Source organism: Xanthomonas sp. NCPPB 3569 (assembly GCF_041475645.2).
Classification (GTDB): Bacteria; Pseudomonadota; Gammaproteobacteria; order Xanthomonadales; family Xanthomonadaceae; genus Xanthomonas; species Xanthomonas phaseoli.
The window spans coordinates 3,309,336-3,322,519 of record NZ_CM192969.1 but is presented as its reverse complement, the minus strand read 5'-3'; the positions used below and the strand labels follow the sequence as shown (position 1 = coordinate 3,322,519).

At 67.5% G+C, this 13,184-nt stretch carries 14 protein-coding genes; 6 read left to right on the top strand and 8 right to left on the bottom strand.

Annotated elements, in window-relative coordinates; genetic code table 11:
• Positions 1–215 precede the first annotated feature (215 nt).
• Positions 216–2,279, bottom strand: a complete 2,064-nt coding sequence (locus ACCQ03_RS14480) for a TonB-dependent receptor (protein WP_057678357.1) — start codon at positions 2,277–2,279, stop codon at positions 216–218.
• A 162-nt stretch (positions 2,280–2,441) separates the two neighbouring features.
• Between ACCQ03_RS14480 and ACCQ03_RS14475 the strand changes: the two genes are divergently transcribed.
• Positions 2,442–2,858: a MerC domain-containing protein gene (locus tag ACCQ03_RS14475; protein WP_209225989.1), complete on the top strand. Its 417-nt coding sequence runs from the start codon at positions 2,442–2,444 to the stop codon at positions 2,856–2,858.
• A gap of 295 nt (positions 2,859–3,153) precedes the next feature.
• Complete coding sequence (locus ACCQ03_RS14470; protein WP_008571876.1) at positions 3,154–3,336, top strand: 30S ribosomal protein THX; 183 nt, start codon at positions 3,154–3,156, stop codon at positions 3,334–3,336.
• 125 nt (positions 3,337–3,461) lie between these two features.
• Here the strand turns inward: ACCQ03_RS14470 and ACCQ03_RS14465 are convergent, their stop codons facing one another.
• From ACCQ03_RS14465 to ACCQ03_RS14445, 5 genes are all read right to left on the bottom strand, one after another.
• On the bottom strand, positions 3,462–4,502 hold the full coding sequence (locus ACCQ03_RS14465) for a zinc-dependent alcohol dehydrogenase family protein (protein ID WP_209225991.1): 1,041 nt from the start codon (positions 4,500–4,502) through the stop codon (positions 3,462–3,464).
• Between the two features lie 72 nt (positions 4,503–4,574).
• Positions 4,575–5,960: a chloride channel protein gene (locus ACCQ03_RS14460; protein WP_209225993.1), complete on the bottom strand. Its 1,386-nt coding sequence runs from the start codon at positions 5,958–5,960 to the stop codon at positions 4,575–4,577.
• A gap of 177 nt (positions 5,961–6,137) precedes the next feature.
• On the bottom strand, positions 6,138–7,436 hold the full coding sequence (locus tag ACCQ03_RS14455) for an alkaline phosphatase family protein (protein ID WP_150146625.1): 1,299 nt from the start codon (positions 7,434–7,436) through the stop codon (positions 6,138–6,140).
• 36 nt (positions 7,437–7,472) lie between these two features.
• A complete protein-coding gene (locus ACCQ03_RS14450; RefSeq protein ID WP_209225995.1) occupies positions 7,473–8,018 on the bottom strand; it encodes a methylated-DNA--[protein]-cysteine S-methyltransferase in 546 nt (181 codons plus the stop codon).
• Positions 8,015–9,478 carry an AlkA N-terminal domain-containing protein gene (locus ACCQ03_RS14445; protein ID WP_150146620.1) on the bottom strand — a complete coding sequence of 488 codons (1,464 nt, stop codon included), beginning with the start codon at positions 9,476–9,478 and terminating at the stop codon, positions 8,015–8,017. The genes ACCQ03_RS14450 and ACCQ03_RS14445 overlap by 4 nt, the downstream gene beginning before the upstream one ends.
• 147 nt (positions 9,479–9,625) lie before the next feature.
• On the opposite strand from ACCQ03_RS14445, the gene ACCQ03_RS14440 reads away from it, so the two are divergent.
• From ACCQ03_RS14440 to ACCQ03_RS14425, 4 genes are all read left to right on the top strand, one after another.
• The gene (locus tag ACCQ03_RS14440; RefSeq protein ID WP_209225997.1) at positions 9,626–10,897 is read left to right on the top strand and encodes a COG3904 family protein; all 1,272 of its coding nucleotides are present in this window, start codon (positions 9,626–9,628) and stop codon (positions 10,895–10,897) included.
• A gap of 75 nt (positions 10,898–10,972) precedes the next feature.
• The gene (locus ACCQ03_RS14435) at positions 10,973–11,227 is read left to right on the top strand and encodes a hypothetical protein (protein WP_057679031.1); all 255 of its coding nucleotides are present in this window, start codon (positions 10,973–10,975) and stop codon (positions 11,225–11,227) included.
• A 400-nt stretch (positions 11,228–11,627) separates the two neighbouring features.
• Complete coding sequence (locus tag ACCQ03_RS14430; protein WP_039570263.1) at positions 11,628–12,164, top strand: DUF4019 domain-containing protein; 537 nt, start codon at positions 11,628–11,630, stop codon at positions 12,162–12,164.
• 25 nt (positions 12,165–12,189) lie between these two features.
• Positions 12,190–12,591 carry an MAPEG family protein gene (locus tag ACCQ03_RS14425; RefSeq protein ID WP_017155823.1) on the top strand — a complete coding sequence of 134 codons (402 nt, stop codon included), beginning with the start codon at positions 12,190–12,192 and terminating at the stop codon, positions 12,589–12,591.
• A 26-nt stretch (positions 12,592–12,617) separates the two neighbouring features.
• On the opposite strand, the gene ACCQ03_RS14420 is transcribed toward ACCQ03_RS14425, so the two are convergent.
• Both ACCQ03_RS14420 and ACCQ03_RS14415 read right to left on the bottom strand, forming a co-directional pair.
• The gene (locus ACCQ03_RS14420; protein WP_057679030.1) at positions 12,618–12,938 is read right to left on the bottom strand and encodes a hypothetical protein; all 321 of its coding nucleotides are present in this window, start codon (positions 12,936–12,938) and stop codon (positions 12,618–12,620) included.
• Entirely contained in the window at positions 12,935–13,177 is a 243-nt protein-coding gene (locus ACCQ03_RS14415) for an RNA-binding S4 domain-containing protein (protein WP_005929320.1), read from the bottom strand. Before ACCQ03_RS14415 ends, ACCQ03_RS14420 begins: the two co-directional genes overlap by 4 nt.
• Between the last annotated feature and the right edge of the window lie 7 nt (positions 13,178–13,184).

Below are 13,184 nucleotides of genomic sequence, written 5' to 3'. Positions count from 1 at the left end.
CATGCGGCAGCGTTTTCTGTTGGGAACACGGCGGTACTTGCTTGCAGCGCGGACGGTGCCCCTGTCCTGTGCGCCATGCAGCTCCGCACGATGGCGAACGCGACTGCAGCCCCGGTGCAGCGCGCTGCCGTACACGCCGACCAGTCGGCAACGCCCATAAAAAAGGCCGCCCGAAGGCGGCCTTCCTTCCAGTCAGCAGGGGAGAGAGTCTGCTGTCAGAAGAACAGGCGCACGCCGAACGAGGCGCTGCGGCCAGGAAGCATCACATCGTCCTTGAGGAAGGAGGTGTGCACGCGTGCGTCCTGGTTGGTGAGGTTATTGCCGTCCAGGAACACTTCCCACGCCGTGCTGCCGTGGTCCACGTGATACGCCAGATGTGCATCGACGAAGGTGTAGCCGTCGGTCGGCGTTTCGTTCACTGCCACCTTGTCCTGCTTCATGGTGCGTGTGGCACCGACCGATGCGCGCCACTGCTGCGCATCCCAGCGCAGCTGCGCACCGAAGCGGCCCGGCGCAATCCGCGGCAGGTTGCCGCCATCGTTCAGGCGCGCACGCACGGTATCGCCGAACACGCGCAGGTCCCACGCACCGTTCTGGTTGTTGACCAGGTGGAAGGTGGCCTCGCCTTCGAAACCGTGGAAGATCGCGTCGGCCTGCGTCCACTGGCGAATCGGCAGGAAGTCGTTGTCTTCTTCGTTGAACCACTGGCCGCCGGTGTCGACGATGTAGATGAAGTCGTTGTAGCGGTTGTAGTACGCCGCCACCTTGGCATCCACCCATGCGTTCTGGAAATTCAATCCCAGCTCGGCCTGGTTGGCCTTCTCGGTCTTCAGATCGGCGCCGCCGATCTCGAAGGCGAGGGTGGCGATGTGCGGGCCGTTGGCGAACAGTTCTTCCTCGGCCGGCGCGCGTTCGGCGTGGTCCAGGTTGGCGGTCAGGCGCCACTGCTCGTTGAAGCGGAAACCGCCGCTGGCCGAGAAGCTGGTCGGCGTGAAATCGCGGTCCACGCCGATATCGGTCTGGTACTTGACCTTGTCCACGCGCGCGCCGACTTCGGCGGTGACGCGCTCCCAACTGTTGCGTGCGACGGCGAAGGCGCCGAGCGAGCGGGTATCGGTCTTGGGCACGAAGGATTCTTCGCCGATCGCCTGGAAGGTGCTGTCGCTGCCCTGCAGGCCGAATGCGGTCTGCCAGCCGCTGCCAAACGTGAACGAGGCTTCCACGCGGCCTTCGTTGGCCCGCTTGGTGAACACGGTGCCGACTTCGGCGCCTTCGAATTCGGTATGCGCGTAATCGGTATGGCCGAAGCTGTAGCGCAGTGCGCTGCCGTCGCCCCACGGATCGGTCAGCCCGCCCTTGAGGTCGTAGCGGTCCTGCTGCAGTTTCAGCGACACGCCGCGCTCGCCGATGGACGGGTCGCCCGGTTCGCCCGGGTTGCCGTAGTTGTCGCGGAAACGCGATGCCGACAGGCCGACAAAACCCCAGTCGCCGGACAGCGATGCACCGATCGAGCCCACCTTGGAATCGATCCAGCTGTTGAGCTGGCGGCCCTTCGGCGTGTCGTAGTCGTTCTGGTTGCGATACACACCATCGGCATGGATCGACAGGCCGCTGCCATTACCGGCATCGACGCGGAACATGTCGGTGTTGCCGTCCTTGTCGCCGCCGTCGAAGCGCGCTTCGGCGCGCCCGCTGAAGCCGTCCACGGGAGTCTCGGCGATGCGCCCATCGACCACGTTGACCACGCCGCCGATGGCGCCGGAGCCGTACAACAGGGTGGACGGACCCTTCAGCACTTCGATTTGGTTGGCCAGGAACGGCTCGATCGCCGGGGAATGGTCCTGGCTGACGGTGGACACGTCCTGGGTGGACAGGCCGTCGCGCAGCACTGCAACGCGCGGGCCGTCCAGGCCGCGGATGATCGGACGGCCCACGCCGGGCCCGAAGTTGGAGCTCTGCACGCCCGGCAGGCTGGCCACGGTTTCGCCCAGGCTGGAACTGCGCACCTCGTCCAGGCGCTCGCCGGCCAGCACTTCCACCGGGCGGCTCAATTCACCGGCCGCATCGCGCAACGGGCTGGCGGTGACCACCACCTTGTCCAGATCCTTGATATGGCGCCCACTGGAGGGGCTGGCATCGTGGCGGGTGTCCGAATTGGGCGGGGTCTGCCCATCGGCAGCGACCGGAGCGTCCTCGGCCATGGCCAGGGCAGGGGTCAGCAGGCTGGCCAGGGCCAGCGAGAGCGCGGAACGGTGGAACGAGGGTGCAAATGGGGGCATGGTGGGCCGGACTCTGTAATTGTTACTGTGTATCAGTGGTAAGGCGCAGCTTGCCTGCTGCGCCGGCGGCGAGCCCGCATGGCTGCGCGATGCACTGATGCGGGGCTGGAACAGTAAGATGTTATATTATTCCACGTCGCCGCGAGTACCCTGCTGGACGTCATGCCTCTACCATCCCTTCGCCATCTTCTTGACCGCTTCGGCGCAACCGGCTCGCTGCTGTGCGCCGTGCACTGTGCGGTATTGCCACTGGTGCTGGTGCTGGCACCGTCGCTGGGCCTGTCGGTCTGGCTGGGCGACGGGGTGGAACGGGCCATCGTGGTGTTCGTGACGCTGCTGGGCCTGTTCAGCCTGGTGCTGGGGTATCGCCGGCATAAAGCGCTGCATGCGCTGGCGTTGCTGCTGCCCGGTCTGGGGTTGCTGTGGCTGGGCCTGCTGTACGACCCGCTCCATCATTCGGTGGTGCCGCATGCGGTGGTGATGACCCTGGGCGGCGCCCTGGTCGGTATCGCCCATCTGGTCAATCTGCGCCTGAATCACGGGCATGGGCATGTGCACGACGCCAGCTGCGCGCACTAAGCACCGCTACCGCTGCAGCGATGGCCCTTGGGCCGAGGGCTGCACGCAGAATCGAGACCTGCCGTTCGTCCATTCGGGCCGCTCTACGGCGTTCGCCTGATCACAGCGCGGCGCGCACAACGCACGCGGTGCGCCGCAGGCAGCCAGCTCGGCAGGGCGGCCAGGCGCTGCCCAGCTACGCGCGCCGGGGGCCGCCGTGATAGGCTTGTCGGCCTTGCGCGAGGGCGCCGCCGGTGAAACCTCGCCAGACCTGTGCCAGCACGGGAATTTGTATTCACATTCAGGAGTCGACGAAATGGGTAAGGGTGACCGTAAGACCGCCAAGGGCAAGCGCTACAACGCCAGCTACGGCAATTCGCGTTCGCACGCGGTGAGCAAGGTTGTCGTGGGTGCAGCTGCCCCGGTTGCCAAGAAGGGCGTGGTCAAGGCCCCGGCCAAGAAGGCCGTCGCCAAGAAGACTGTCGCCAAGGCCGGCTGATCCCAGCCAGCTTCGCGACACCAGAACGCGGCGCTTGCGCCGCGTTTTTCGTTTTGCAGGCGGTCGTTACGCTCCCGGCCCATCAACGTGCGCCCATATGCGCAGGATGCCGGCGGCGATCTGCGCTAGAAGCGATCAATGACGCTGATGCCGAGGTCGCGCATGGCGTCCATGCCGGTCAGCACCGCAATGGCCTCGTCCAGGTCCACCCGTTTGCCGATGAGCCGTTGTGGTGCGATCTTCCCGGCCTGGATCATCTCCAACATCGCATCGTACCGCCACGCCTGCATCCCGTGGCTGCCGTAGATCTCCAGTTCGTGGCCGATCACCTGCGCCATCGGGATCCTGGGCGTGGCGTGTTCGCCCAGCATCAGTCCCACCTGGACATGACGGCCGCGCCGCCGCAGGTTGCTGATGGAGTTGAAACAGGTCGCGGGGCTGCCGAGCGCATCGATGGAAACATGCGCGCCGCCCTTGGTGATCTCGCGAATCGCCTCCACCGTGTCGGCCGCTTTCGACGCGTTGACCGTTGCGACCGCGCCGCATTCAACGGCGAACGCCAGCTTGTCGTCGAAGATGTCCACTGCAATCACCTGCGCCCCCAGTGCCGCTGCGATCATCACTGCCGAAAGCCCGACGCCGCCGCAGCCATGTACCAGGACCCATTCGCCAGGGCCGGTTCTGGCCTGATCGACCACGGCCCGAAACGAGGTGGCAAACCGGCATCCCAGGCTTGCCGCCGTCGCACTGTCGATGCTGTCCGGCAGTCTAACCAGATTCGTTTCGGCAAAGTCGATCGCGACATATTCGGCGAACGATCCCCATGCGGTGAAGCCGGGCTGGAACTGGTTCGAGCACACTTGCTGATGGCCGCCGTGGCACTGCGCACAGCGCCCGCACCCGGACACGAAGGGCACGGTGACCCTGGTGCCGATCGCAAAGCCCGAGATGTGTTTTCCCAAGGCGACCACTTCGCCGGCGAACTCATGTCCCGGCACGTGCGGCAATGCAATGTCCGGATCGTGCCCCATCCAGCCGTGCCAATCGCTGCGGCAGATGCCAGTGGCCGCCACTTTGATCACCACCCCGTCATCGGTTGGCGTCGGGTCCGGGAGCTGCAGAATTTTCGGAACATGTTCGAAACGCTCGAACTGCATTGCACGCATACATAACCTCAGGAAGCAGCACAACGAAGAGGGGATCTACCGCGCTGCACCGCTGGCGAGCGTTGCGGCAGCTTAGGTTCGTGGCGAGGCGTCGTCCTGGCTGCTGTTTCCGGCCAATGTCTGGGACTGCGACGTTGACGCATGCTCTGCAGCGGGCGCCGGCACCGGCAGCAATTGCTCGGCCAAGCCACGATAGATCGGCGTCTTGCAGACCAGCCCGGAGACTGCGCGCGCGATCAGCACGGTGGCCAGGATCGGCAGCAGCATCTGGCCGGTGTCGGTGAGTTCCAGCGAAATCACCGCCGAGGTCAGCGGCGCCTGGGTCACGCCGGTGAGATAGGCGCACATGCCCAACAGCACGAAGGTGCGCGGGTCCACGCTGGGCATCAGCACCGAGAGGTTGTGGCCGATGCCGGCACCCACTGCCAGCGCCGGCGAAAACAGTCCGCCCGGAATGCCGGCCAGATACGAGACCAGGTTGGCGATGAGTTTCATCAAGCCGAACTCGTGGCCGACCACCGCATGCCCCTGCACCAGGCTGCGCGCCTGTTCGTAGCCGGTGCCGAAGGCGCCTTGCCCGAACACCAGCGCCAGCCCGACCAGGGCAACGCCGCACAACGCGGCCAGCAGCACCGGATGCCGTTGGCGCAGCGCGCCCAACCAGCGCGGTTTGCCGCTGACGCTGGCCAGCACCATCCGCGCGAAAAGGCCGCCAAGTAACCCGGCCACGCTGCCGCACAAGGCGTTCGCCAGCCAGGCCTGGCCCAACGGCAAGGCCACCGCCACCTTGCCGAAATAGGTGTAGTTGCCCAGCAGGCCTAATGACACCACTCCGCCGACGATCACCGCGGTGAGCAAGGTGCCGGAAAAGCGGTGCTCGAAACGCCCGCTCAGTTCTTCGATCGCAAACACCACGCCCGCCAGCGGGGTGTTGAACGCAGCCGCGATGCCGGCGGCGCCGCCGGCGAGCAGAAAATGCGAGAGCTCGCGTGGGTCGCGAAAACCGAACCAGCGCCCGAACACATGCATCAGGCTGGCGCCGACATGCACGGTGGGTCCTTCGCGTCCCACCGATGCGCCGCCGAGCAGCGACAAGGTGGTCAGCGCGAGCTTGCCAACCGATACGCGCAACGAGAGGTTGCTGTCGCGAAACGCCGGGTCCGGGTGCTCCAGCGCGGCGATCACCTGCGGGATGCCGCTGCCGCGCGTGGGCCGCAGCGCACCGGAGGTGAGCCAAGCGAGCAGGGCGAAGATGCCCGGCGTCAGCAGCAATGCCCACCAGATCGAGTGTGCGGTAATGCGTTGAAAGAGATGAAAAGCCGCGTCGCTGGCCTTGGCGAACACGATCGCCACCAGCGCCACCGCAATGGCGCCGCCCCACAGCGCAGCGCGACGACGCCAGCCTTCGCTGGACAACAGCGGCCGCGAGCGATGCGGCGGGGGATTGGAACCGGACATTGCGTCATTGTCGCACTGCCGGGCCGCAGCGGTGTCTACAGCGATCCGCATTTTTGCGCGCTCGCCAACACGCGCTGCGCGGTGGCGAGGTGGAGCGGGATCTTCCCTGCGTGCGCATTGTCGGCGTTGATGCGGCCCGCTTACGCACCGCGGCGGCGTTGCGGATGCCGGTCGCGATTACCGGGCGTCGGCTGCCGGCGGCATGCGCAGGGCCGGCAGCAAGGTTGCCGGGTTGCCATCGTTGGGTGCGGCCGCAATCCCCAGCAGCCGGGTCATCAGCGCATAGACATCCACGTTGTCGAAGCCTGGCAGTGTCTTGCCCTGCGCCAGATCCGGGCCTTGCGCCAGGAACACCGCGCGCATCGACGGCAATGCCGGATCGAAACCGTGCGAGCCACGCATGCCTTGCCGCGCGCGCTTGGCAAGCTTGTCCGGGAAGAGCGCATCCCAGCCTTCGTGCATTTGGCAGACGATCGACGGAATGCGCGGGTGGCTGCCGTACTGCCAGCGTGCCGGCAGCTCGGCCTTGCGCCAGCAGTCGTAGTGGTCGTGCGCGCCAAGCACGCTGGCCTCGGCAGCGGCCTGTTGCCCGGGCAGTGGCTCCAAACCGATCACCTGGCCGTCGGTGATTGCGGTGGCGATCTGCGGCGGCGCGATGTCTTCCACGCTGATCGCATGCCCTGGCGCCACCTCGGCCATGCCATGGTCGGAGACCACGATGATGTTGGTGCGCGCACGCGTGCCATCGCGTTGCATGCCTGTCAGCAGCCGGCCGATGGCCGCATCCACCGCGCGCACGGCGTCGGCGTATTCGCGCGATTCCGGGCCGTGGTCGTGGCCGGCTTCGTCCACGTGTTCGAAGTACAGCGTGACCAGGCGATTGCGCTGGGCACCGTCGGTTTTCAGCCAGCCCCGCACTGCGTCCACGCGCGTGTCCAGGCGCACGCCTTTTTGGTAATGGCGCCATTGCGACGGGCGCACGCCCTTGATCGCCGCCTCGCTGCCTGGCCACGACCAGGTGGCCGCATGCTGGCCCGATTTTTCTACGCCCACCCACACCGGTTCGCCGCCCCACCAGCGCGCATCGCCCACCGCGTCGGACTTGCTCAACCAGAATCCCCCAAGCGTCGGGTCGCGCATGCTGTTGTGCACGATGCCGTGGTGGTCCGGACGCAGCCCGGTGACCAGGGTGTAATGATTGGGAAACGTCAGCGACGGATACGCGGGCGTCATCCAGCGCGCACGGACGCCTTCGCGTGCCAGTTGCGACAGGTTCGGCGTGATGCCGCGATCGAGCATGTCCGCGCGCAGGCCGTCGATGGAGATCAGCAGCAAGGTGTGCGGGTTGCTGGCCGATGCGATGTTCGCAGATGCAGTTGGCAGCTGCGTGGGCGCGCTGCGCGCGGATGGCTGGCTGCTGCAGGCCGCAAGCAAGGCAAGCGCCGCTGCGGCAATTCCAAGACGTCGGTCGATCATGGCGTAAGTCTACGGCGCAGCGATGACGCCGCGAAGTCAGCCAGTGCGCGCTGGCGAGGCAGGGGCGAACAGATCGTCGGCGCGCGCCGCACCACGCGGCGACCAGCCTTCCAACTGCAACAACGCCTGCTTGGTCGGCAGGCCGCCGCCGAAGCCGGTCAACGTGCCATTGGCGCCGATCACGCGATGGCACGGCAGCACGATCGGCAGCGGGTTGCGTCCGTTGGCAGCGCCCACCGCGCGGCTCGCGGCCGGCTTGCCCACCGCCTGCGCAAGCTGCGCATAGCTCCAGGTCTGCCCGAACGGAAGCTGCGCCAGCGTGCGCCAGACCATCAGCTGGAACGGTGTGCCGACCGGTGCCAGCGGCAGATCGAAACTGCGTCGCCCGCCGTGCAGGTAATCGAGCAGCTGTTGGCGTGCTTCGCGCACCAGTGGCGCATCGGGGTCGTGCAACCAGCGTGCACGGCCGACGGCGTCGTAGCGGTTCTGCGCGAACAGGATGTGGTGCACGCCGGTGTCGTCGGCGGCCACGCTCAGTGCGCCGATCGGCGAGGGGAAGGTGTCGTAGTGCAGGGTGCTCATGCGCGGGGGTCCTTGCGGTCGTTGGCCAGATGCCACAGGTGCAGCACGGCGTAGGCGCGCCACGGTCGCCATGTCTGCGAACGGGCATCGGTAGCGCGTTCGCTCAGGCGCCCGGGGGCGCCGAGCACCTGCTGCAGGATCAGGTCGCCGGCCGGGAACGCATCTGGGTGGGACAACGCGCGCATGGCGATGTAATGCGCGGTCCACGGCCCGATCCCGGGTAGCGCGGTGCAGGCGGCGATGAAATTAGCCAGGCGCTGCCCGGCACCGAAGTGCAGCTGGCCTTGCGCGCAGGCCGAGGCCAGCGCACGCAGCGTGGCGGCGCGCGCACGCGGCAGCCCGAGGTGTTCCAGCGGCGCGTCGGCCAACTGTTCGGGCGTGGGAAAACTGCGATCCAGCCCGGGTGGCATGTCGGCATGATGGCCGCCGTGACGGTTCACCAGGCGCGCTGCCAGCGTTGCCGCGCCGGCCACGCTGATCTGCTGCCCCAGCACTGCACGCACCGCCACTTCGAAGCCGTCCCAGCCGCCGGGTACGCGCAGACCGGGTCGGCGTGCAATTGCCTCGGCCAGCAGCGGTTCCGGCGCCAGCGTGGCGTGCACGGCCTGCAGGTCTGCATCCAGATCGAACAGCCGGCGCACGCGCCGCACGATCTGCGGAACCTGGCGCGGGTCGGTGGCGCCGATGCGCAGCAGCAGTTCCGGGCGCTGCGGTGCCGCGCTGACCTCGATCACGCTGGCCTTGCCCGGCGCGCCGATCACGCGCCGGTAACCGTTGGCGTCGACCTGCTCGATGCCCGGAATCGCGCGGCGCTGCAGGAAGGCCAGCATCGCCGGCAGATCCAGCGGCGGGCGATAGCCCAGGCGCAATGTCAGTTCGCCGCCCGGCACCTCGGCACGCTGCTTGCGCAGTGCAGAGGGCGGCATGCCGCAGCCCTGCAGGAAGGCCGCATTGAAGCGGCGCAGGCTGTTGAAGCCGGCTGCGAGCGCGACCTCGGTTACCGGCAGGGCGGTTTCGGTCAGCAGTTGCTTGGCCAGCAGCAGCCGATGCGTGCCGTGCACCTGGATCGGCGTGGCACCCAGCTGCTGCACGAATTGCCGCTGCAGCTGGCGCGCGCTCACGCCCACCGCATCGGCCAGCGTCTGCACCGGCTGCGCCTGCAGCGCGCCGTCGGCAATCATCGCCAGCGCACGCTGCACGCTTTCTTCGCCCAGATGCTGCTGCGCCTGCGGCGACAACTCCGGCCGGCAGCGCAGGCATGGCCGGTATCCAGCAGCGCTGGCTGCCGCGGCGGTGGGGTAGTAACTGACATTGGCCGGCTTCGGCGGCGGCGCCGGACACACCGGGCGGCAATAGATCCCGGTGCTGCGCACGGCGGTGAAAAACAGCCCGTCGAAGCGTGCATCGCGTGCCAGGCGGGCGCGGTCGCATTGGGCTCGGTCGGGCGTTGCGGTCTGCATGGCGCCAGTCTATGCGCTCGCTCCGGCGCCGGCTGGCCGTTTTCGGACAGGGTTGCGTTGGCCCTGCGCGTTCATGGCCGGGTCAACCCTTCGACCCATTCAGCCATAGACTGCGGGTGATCTCCGTCGCGTTCCGTGCCCCACATCATGCTGAAATCGGTTTGTCTGTCCCTTGCCTGCTTGCTCCTGCTGGCCGCCTGCGACCGGTCGGCGACCTCCGCCGATGCCGCGGCTGCGCAGCAAAGTGGTGCGGGGCAGGCCGGCGATGGCGATCACATGGTGTCGGTGGATACGCCCGAACCGGTACCGCCGCCGCGCCCGCGCACGCAGGCAGGCGAGGCAAGCTGGCCGCAGGCGGAACTGGAATCGGGCCAGGCCTGGATCAGCTGCGCGACCGATTACAGCCGCGAGGCCGGCGACGGCACGCTGTTGCCGGCATTGGACCGGGCCAGCGTGGAAGCGGCGCTGGCGCCGTGCCGCGAGACCGGGCTGGTGCGGGTGCGCTACGCCGGCAAGATCAACGCAGGGTTTGCGGCGCTGGTGTGGCGGCTGGCCTCGGTGGCCGAGCAGTGGAAGTTGCCGCATCGCATCCTGGACCTGGACTCCAGTGGCGGGCAGGTGGAGGCGGCTATCCGTGCCGGCGACACCATCGGCGAGTCCAACTGGACCATCTGGGTGCGCGAAGGCTCGATCTGCCACAGCGCCTGCGTGTTCGTGCTGGCGGCCGGCGACAACCGCCTGGTCGCCGGCAAGGTCGGCATTCACCGCATGATGCGGATCAGCTCCAAGGCCACCTCGCGCGCCGAGCTCAATCGCGAACTGCGCGAGGTCTACGGCAACGTCAAGGATTACCTGGAGCGCAACGGCGTGGCGGTGGCGGTGGCCGACCTGATGATGACCGTGCCCAACCGCAGCCTGCGCCTGCTCAGCATGGAAGAGCTGCGCGAATACGGGCTGGATGGCACCAACGCGGTGCAGGACGATCTGGAACGCATCCGCCAGATGCGCAAGTGCGGCGATGCCTTCGTACGCCGCAAGGACGCGTTTCTGGTCGCCTTCGACCAGAAGTGCAAGGGCGAGGGCGCAGACCTGGACGCGGTCAATGCCTGCGGCCTGGCTTTGAAGCAGCGCTTCGGCTTTCCGGATGCCGCCTGCCCGGAAGAAAGCCCGCTGGCCGAAACCGATGCCGCGGCGCTGCCCGCCAGCCCGCCGGCCGAAACGCAGACCGGTGAGGCGCAGACCGGCCAGGCGCAGACCGGCCAGGCGCAGACCGGCCAGGCGCAGAACGGCCAGGCGCAGAACGACCAAGTCCAGCGCGACGCCGCAGGTGCGGCGACACCTGCAGCCGAGCCAGACGCCGCGCCTGCGCAGGATGCGGCCCAGGCCGGCCCGCCGTCTGCGCTTCACCCCGACGGCTGAGCGCAGCGACCGGCTTCACGCGTATCGCACTGCGCGCTGCCTATCGTCGCTGCATCACAACCGAGCCGGTGACATATGCGAGGCAAGACCAAGGGTGTGTTACTGGCATATCTCCCGTCGGCCCTGCTGGTGCTGGTCGGCTTCGGTGTGGCCGAGTTGCTGCGTCTGGCCGCTGCCGCCATGCACGAACAATGGCCGGCGACACTGGCAACCTGGCTGAGTCTGGCGGCGCTGATTGCCGCGATCGCGCGTGCCTTCTGGGTCAGTTGGCGTCTGTGGCGGCCGCGTGGCGTGACAGCCGTGCCGCCGGCTCCCGGGAGCGAGGTCTGATTGCGCAGGCAACGACGCTGGAACTTCAAGGTTGGTGGGTGCTTGTGCGGGATGGGGGCTTGGCAACTTCAAATGGTTGCGGCACGCGTCCACGCCCAACCGATGCCGATATCCGCAGCATGCCTGCCACTCCGGACAGAGGGAGGAAAACGCCGCTGCCAAACCCGATGACGTCGATGCGTGCGGCCGTGGCCAGAGCTTGCTGCTCGTCGCTTGCGCGCTCGAGCGGTGCGTTGTTCCCCGAGGCCCGCGTCAGCGCTTGGCGTGTTGTCGTCAGTGCCGTCCCCGCACCTGCAGCCGCAGACTTGTGTTGCGCATGACACGCCCTAGACTGCGCTACCCACCCACAGGTGGGCGGGCGCCTTTCCTTTCCACCCGATCCGTACAAGGTCCTTGTCCCATGCTTCGTTCTCGTCTGGTTATCGTGCTGGCACTGGCTCCAGCGCTGGCGTTCGCTCAACAACCGCAGGCCGCCAGTCGTCCCGCTGGCCCGGCTGCGGCGCAACCGGCCGCTGCGGGGCCCGCAGCGCAGCCGGCGCTTAGCCCGGCGCAGCAGGCGCAGCTGACCAAGCAGAACACCGAGATGACCCAGGCCGCCTTGCGCGTGGCGCAGATGGTGGACGGCAACCAGGTTGCGTCCCTGTGGGATGGCGCGTCCAAGGTCGCCAAGACCGCCGTCAAGCGCGATGTCTTCGTCAGCCAGATCGGCACCGAACGCGCGCGCTTGGGTGCGGTGGTGGGGCGCGGGCAGGGCTCGGTCACGCGGGTCAAGTACGGCCCCGGCGCGCAGGTGCCCGAAGGCCTGTATGTCAACGTCAGCTTCCCGACCCGTTTTGCCAAGGCGCAACAGCCGGTCCGCGAGCTGGTGTCGTTCCGTCTGGACGAAGACAAGACCTGGCGGTTGGCCGGTTACAGCCTGCGCACGGCGGTGAAGTGATGTTTCCATCGGCCAGGAGAAACGCATGCAACTGACGATCGAGCTGCAGATGCTGGGCTGGGCGATGGTGCTCGGGCTGGTGCAATTGCTGGCCGCCTCGGCCAGCATGACCGCCCAGCGCGGCACCAAGTGGAATGCCAGCGCACGCGATGGCGAGGCCAAGCCGCTCACCGGCGTGGCGGCGCGGTTGGACCGCGCGTTCCGCAACTATCTGGAAACCTTTCCGATCTTCGCGGCTGCCGTGCTGGCAGTGAGCGTGGCCGGGCGCACCAGCGCAGAAACAGCACTCGCCGTGCAGCTCTACCTGTGGGCGCGCGTGGCGTATGTGCCGGTGTATGCCGCGGGTATTCCGTACCTGCGCAGCGCCATCTGGGTGGTGTCGTTCTGGGGCATCATCAAACTGGTGCGCGCACTGCTGGGCATTTGATGCAGCGTCGCCGGCGGGTGCGAGTTTCAATCCGGCGCTTGCACCCGCGCCAGGATGGCATCGATGGACGCCTGCGCATCGTCGGTACGCAGGGCGTGTTCCAGGAGTGGAATCACCCAGGCGCAACCGGCCCTGGTCACCTCGGCACGCCAGTCGCCGCGCCAGGCATCCAGTTCGTGCAAGGCCAGCATGCTGCAGCCGCCTCGCTCGGCATGGCCGCCGCGGATGGACCTCTCCAGCCAGAACGGCTGGTCCGCGTCGATGGCGATCGAAAAAACACAGACGTCGTGGGTTGGATCGTCGGCCGAGGGTGCGTTGTTGCGCCGGCCGATCTCCACCACCTTCATGCGTCGGGCTCGGCGTCCGGGTCCCATGCCAGCACGCGGATTTCCACATCGTCCAGCTGCACCAGCTGACCGGGACGGATCTTGGCGGTCTTGCGCAGCTCCTGCACGCCGTCGACGCTGACCGCGCCGCTGGCGACGATCGCCTTGCCCTGGCCGCCGCTGTCGGCAATGCCGGCCAGCTTGAGCAACTGGTTGAGTTCGATGTAGTCGCCGTCCAGGTCGAATTCCAGGTATTGCATGGTGTGC

Excerpts from the sequence above, each read along its gene's own strand:
- ACCQ03_RS14480 (WP_057678357.1), bottom strand. The coding sequence starts at position 2,279 with ATGCCCCCATTTGCACCCTCGTTCCACCGTTCCGCGCTCTCGCTGGCC.
- ACCQ03_RS14475 (WP_209225989.1), top strand. The coding sequence starts at position 2,442 with ATGCCTCTACCATCCCTTCGCCATCTTCTTGACCGCTTCGGCGCAACC.
- ACCQ03_RS14470 (WP_008571876.1), top strand. The coding sequence starts at position 3,154 with ATGGGTAAGGGTGACCGTAAGACCGCCAAGGGCAAGCGCTACAACGCC.
- ACCQ03_RS14465 (WP_209225991.1), bottom strand. The coding sequence starts at position 4,502 with ATGCGTGCAATGCAGTTCGAGCGTTTCGAACATGTTCCGAAAATTCTG.
- ACCQ03_RS14460 (WP_209225993.1), bottom strand. The coding sequence starts at position 5,960 with ATGTCCGGTTCCAATCCCCCGCCGCATCGCTCGCGGCCGCTGTTGTCC.
- ACCQ03_RS14455 (WP_150146625.1), bottom strand. The coding sequence starts at position 7,436 with ATGATCGACCGACGTCTTGGAATTGCCGCAGCGGCGCTTGCCTTGCTT.
- ACCQ03_RS14450 (WP_209225995.1), bottom strand. The coding sequence starts at position 8,018 with ATGAGCACCCTGCACTACGACACCTTCCCCTCGCCGATCGGCGCACTG.
- ACCQ03_RS14445 (WP_150146620.1), bottom strand. The coding sequence starts at position 9,478 with ATGCAGACCGCAACGCCCGACCGAGCCCAATGCGACCGCGCCCGCCTG.
- ACCQ03_RS14440 (WP_209225997.1), top strand. The coding sequence starts at position 9,626 with ATGCTGAAATCGGTTTGTCTGTCCCTTGCCTGCTTGCTCCTGCTGGCC.
- ACCQ03_RS14435 (WP_057679031.1), top strand. The coding sequence starts at position 10,973 with ATGCGAGGCAAGACCAAGGGTGTGTTACTGGCATATCTCCCGTCGGCC.
- ACCQ03_RS14430 (WP_039570263.1), top strand. The coding sequence starts at position 11,628 with ATGCTTCGTTCTCGTCTGGTTATCGTGCTGGCACTGGCTCCAGCGCTG.
- ACCQ03_RS14425 (WP_017155823.1), top strand. The coding sequence starts at position 12,190 with ATGCAACTGACGATCGAGCTGCAGATGCTGGGCTGGGCGATGGTGCTC.
- ACCQ03_RS14420 (WP_057679030.1), bottom strand. The coding sequence starts at position 12,938 with ATGAAGGTGGTGGAGATCGGCCGGCGCAACAACGCACCCTCGGCCGAC.
- ACCQ03_RS14415 (WP_005929320.1), bottom strand. The coding sequence starts at position 13,177 with ATGCAATACCTGGAATTCGACCTGGACGGCGACTACATCGAACTCAAC.